Source organism: Mesorhizobium sp. M6A.T.Ce.TU.002.03.1.1 (genome assembly GCF_003997275.1).
Lineage (GTDB): Bacteria > Pseudomonadota > Alphaproteobacteria > Rhizobiales > Rhizobiaceae > Mesorhizobium > Mesorhizobium mediterraneum.
In genome coordinates this window covers 1-3148 of record NZ_RZTI01000252.1, presented here as the reverse complement: position 1 = coordinate 3148, position 3148 = coordinate 1, and the positions used below count along the sequence as shown (strand labels likewise).

General features: G+C 62.9%; 2 protein-coding genes. Both read right to left on the bottom strand.

The annotated features are described in order from the left end of the window. The coding region (locus tag EOC93_RS33120; protein WP_127206715.1) for an invasion associated locus B family protein at positions 1 to 564 on the bottom strand (564 nt) is incomplete at its 3' end. A gap of 33 nt (positions 565 to 597) precedes the next feature. Then, positions 598 to 3148: autotransporter outer membrane beta-barrel domain-containing protein (locus tag EOC93_RS33115; protein WP_164759386.1), on the bottom strand; the 2551-nt coding region annotated here is incomplete at its 5' end.

Below are 3148 nucleotides of genomic sequence, written 5' to 3'. Positions count from 1 at the left end.
TTTGTTTTTTTTTTTTTTCAAGCAGAAGCCGGCAAACGAGATGGGAAAGCTGATCGGCTGGCCCGTATCGACCGCGACCGCGTTGATCTTCAAAATGGTGGCGGCCTTGAGCAGCGGCGTGATTTTCGCGTCGAATGTCACGGGAACCAGGCAACCGACGGCCTGACAGGTGCTGAACTGCAGGATGCCCTCCAGCTTCTTGTCGTCAACTTCGAGATTGATGCCCTTGGCCAGGGCCAGCCCGAACGGCAGCGCCAAGGTGCCGTCGGCTTGCTCTGCGGCCTTGGTCGCCAATTCTATCGCCAGAAGGCGCTGGCCGTTCTGCTTGTTGAACTGCTGATGCGACAGGCTGCATGCCTTGGTTTTGCCAATGATCTGGCAATTGACCGTCCAGTCGCCATGCGTCTCGGACAGGGCCGACGCGCCACCGGGCAGTTGCGGCGGCTTGGCCACGTCGGCCGGCACGGCTTTGTCGGTCTTGGTCTGGGCCAATGCCATTGCCGCCGGCAGGCCGGCGATGAAGGCGATGCCCAGCACAGCAGCGAAATACGCCCGCTTTCTCATGAAGACCCCCTCTTGCCCTCCACCTCAAGCCAGCTAGAAGCTGACCTTGAGGGACGCGCTGACCGCGTTCTGTTTTACTGTTTCCCCGAAGGCGCCATTGTACCTGACGGCCATGCCGACGCCGTTCACGCCATTGAGTTCGAGGCCGGCACCGACGCGATAGAGCGGCGAATCGACCTCCTGTGTCAAGTGCAGCGCCGGATTGCCGGGCAGATCTTCCGCGGCCGCGAATTGGCCCTCGATCTCCCACTTCTTGTTCGAGAACTCCACGCCTGCCTTTCCGTAGACGCGAAGGCTGGCGATGTCGCTAAGCGCGATGTCGGTGCCGAGCTCGAGGCCTGGCGTCGCGGAATAATAGGTGTTGGAACTGTCGTCGAAATTGAAGGCGGCAACCGAACCCTCTTCCTTGCCGGAGACGCGAAGCCAGCGTGCATCGAATTGCAAGGTCGGCTGCAGGTAGAACGCGCCCATCTGCTGGGTCACGCCGAACCGTGCCGAGCCGCCGAACTGGGCGGTCCTTTGCGTATAGGTGACGCTGTTGCCGATGCCCTCGAGCAGCAGTTCCGGCAGATAGACGCCTTCGAGCGTTTCGCCGGGAATATAGCCGACCTGGTCGACATGCGTGTCGCGTTGGCCGTCGAACATGCCGGTGCCGCCGCCAACGGCGAAGTCGACGAAATAGTTCTTGTTCTCGTATTTCGCCAACGCGTAGGCCTGCCAGGATTCACCCTGGGTGGTCGACAGCAGATCCTGGTTGAAATGGATCTCGGAATCGAACTCTGTCCGCCCGATCGTGCCGCCCAGCGACCAGTTTTGGTTGACCTCGCCAATGGCGCCGAACGACATCGTCTTCAACACATCGTCGCGGCTGGTCGTTCCCGCCCCGGCGTCCCGGTTGTAGTCGGCCTGCGGGCTGATCACGCCCCAGACGCAGCGCCCGTCGGGATTGCTGTATGCGGGAACGCCGGTGCATTCGCGCGCCGTTTCCAGCATGATGTCGGCCGAGCGGTTGACCATCTCGAACGCATGCACCGCGTAATGCGGCGTCAGTCGCGTCAGCGCTGCGCCGAGTGACGCCTCATCCGGCAGGAACCGCAGCATATTGATCAGGCGCGCCATCGGATTGTCCGGGCTCGACGACGCCTCGACATCGTCGAGATACTGCGCCATCTCGAACACGCCCGGGTCGTTGGTGCCGGAGTTGGGATCCTGCGCCAGTTCCAGGAAGGTCGGATTGTCGGCGTAGAGAACGAGATCGGTGCCGTCGTCCACCCTGGTCAGGAAATTGAAGCCGACCGCCGGATGCAAGGTCGTCGGCGTGATGCCGGAATCGACCATCGAGGAGCCCTTCGCCAGCAGATATTCGGTAAACAGCTTGTCGATCGACAGGAAGTTGAGCGGCGCCTCGCCGTTGAAGTCGCCGGCGCCGGTCAAGGCAAGGGCGTCGGTGATCTGATTGTTGAGATCGACGTCGGTGACGAAATCGCCGGTGGCCATTTGGGTGAAGCCGCCGGTCACATCAACTGTCTCCACGACCGCGATACCCTTGTTGGTCATCAGGCCGTCGTTGAGGAAGGTGCCGCCGCCGAGGTCGATGGTCTTGAGGCCGACCATCGAGGAATTGGCGAAGTTGTGGAAACCGTTTATGCCGCCGCCGAGATCGATATTGCCGATAACGCGGCCAAGCGTGCTGGCTGTCCTTTGATTGTTGACCAGATCGTTGCCCGAGGTGCCGGTGATCGACAACGGGCTGAAATCGTCCAGCAGCGATTCCAGGATCGCCTTCTTCGGGGCAACGGGTCCACCGGCCGCAAGCTCCTGGAGGTATTCGGCCAGGTCTGCCTCATTCTGGAAAGAAAAGGATCCCGTCAGCCCCATCGCATAAGTCAGGCTGTTATTGTTCAGCGTATTGTTCTGACCGCCGACCAGCATCGCCGCCACGCCGGTGCCGCCGCCGCCTATCGCATACTGGCCTTTCAGGTCCAAGCTGATGTTGCCCTTCAATCCGCTGGCCGTGCTTTCGGCATAGGCCGCGACCGAGTCGGCACCCTGCGCGAACAGGCTGCCCTCTGCGATCAAATCGACGGCGCCGGAATTGCCCTGGCCCGTGGCGCTCTGCCCGAACAGCGCGTAGGAGCTTGCGCCCTTGACCCAGACCTGGCTCATCGCCGTCGCAGCGGCAGCGGCTGCGTCGCCGATGCCGCCCTGAGAACCGGCAGCCGATTGGCCCATCGCCAGTGAGGCCATGCCACCAGCGCCACCACCGCCGCCGACAGCCTGCGCGATAATACCATGGGCGCGGTCGCCGTCCGTCTCGATCTCACCGTCCTGGATGATGGTGACCTTGCCGCCGGTGCCCTTGGTGCCGCCAGGGGTGTTGAAGCCGATGGCGTTCGGGCCGCCGCCATCGTCGCCGGCGCCGAAACGGCCAAAGCCGGCGCCACCGAAGCCGCCGCCGCCGCCGACCGATTGCGCGATGATGGCAATCGAATCCTTGCCCGTCGTCGTGATCGTGCCGGTGCGGATCACGGCGACGTCGCCACCCTCGCCGCCATTGCCGCCGAGCCCGCCACTGGCGAGCGCA